A 1,321-nucleotide genomic window follows, 5' to 3' on the forward strand; every position below is an offset into this window, starting at 1 on the left:
GGGTGGCTGGTCGTTGTTTGAGAACTGCACAGTGGACGCGAGCATCTGTGGCCAAGTTTTTAAGGGCGCACGGTGGATGCCTTGGCACCAGGAACCGATGAAGGACGTGGGAGGCCACGATAGTCCCCGGGGAGTCGTCAACCAGGCTTTGATCCGGGGGTTTCCGAATGGGGAAACCCGGCAGTCGTCATGGGCTGTCACCCGCTGCTGAACACATAGGCAGTGTGGAGGGAACGCGGGGAAGTGAAACATCTCAGTACCCGCAGGAAGAGAAAACAACCGTGATTCCGGGAGTAGTGGCGAGCGAAACCGGATGAGGCCAAACCGTATGCGTGTGAGACCCGGCAGGGGTTGCGTATACGGGGTTGTGGGATCTCTCTTTCACAGTCTGCCGGCTGTGAGACGAGTCAGAAACCGTTGATGTAGGCGAAGGACATGCGAAAGGTCCGGCGTAGAGGGTAAGACCCCCGTAGTCGAAACGTCAGCGGCTCGTTTGAGAGACACCCAAGTAGCACGGGGCCCGAGAAATCCCGTGTGAATCTGGCGGGACCACCCGCTAAGCCTAAATATTCCCTGGTGACCGATAGCGGATAGTACCGTGAGGGAATGGTGAAAAGTACCGCGGGAGCGGAGTGAAATAGTACCTGAAACCGTGTGCCTACAAGCCGTGGGAGCGTCGGATATGTGCTTGCACATATCTCGTGACTGCGTGCCTTTTGAAGAATGAGCCTGCGAGTTTGCGGTGTGTTGCGAGGTTAACCCGAGTGGGGAAGCCGTAGCGAAAGCGAGTCCGAACAGGGCGTTTTAGTAGCACGCTCAAGACCCGAAGCGGAGTGATCTAGCCATGGGCAGGTTGAAGCGGAGGTAAGACTTCGTGGAGGACCGAACCCACCAGGGTTGAAAACCTGGGGGATGACCTGTGGTTAGGGGTGAAAGGCCAATCAAACTCCGTGATAGCTGGTTCTCCCCGAAATGCATTTAGGTGCAGCGTCGTGTGTTTCTTGCCGGAGGTAGAGCACTGGATAGGCGATGGGCCCTACCGGGTTACTGACCTTAGCCAAACTCCGAATGCCGGTAAGTGAGAGCGCGGCAGTGAGACTGTGGGGGATAAGCTCCATGGTCGAGAGGGAAACAGCCCAGAGCATCGACTAAGGCCCCTAAGCGTACGCTAAGTGGGAAAGGATGTGGAGTCGCAGAGACAACCAGGAGGTTGGCTTAGAAGCAGCCACCCTTGAAAGAGTGCGTAATAGCTCACTGGTCTAGTGATTCCGCGCCGACAATGTAGCGGGGCTCAAGCGTACCGCCGAAGTCGTGTCATTCA

1 rRNA gene (cut by a window edge) is annotated in these 1,321 nt (G+C 56.8%); it reads left to right on the top strand.

Going from position 1 to position 1,321, the window contains the following annotated elements:
* Positions 1 to 49: 49 nt before the first annotated feature.
* Positions 50 to 1,321: ribosomal RNA gene (locus ACZ6I3_RS07250) — 23S ribosomal RNA — on the top strand; it runs 1,492 nt beyond the window's last position.

The sequence above is a fragment of the Streptomyces sp. NPDC041940 genome, assembly GCF_055589465.1.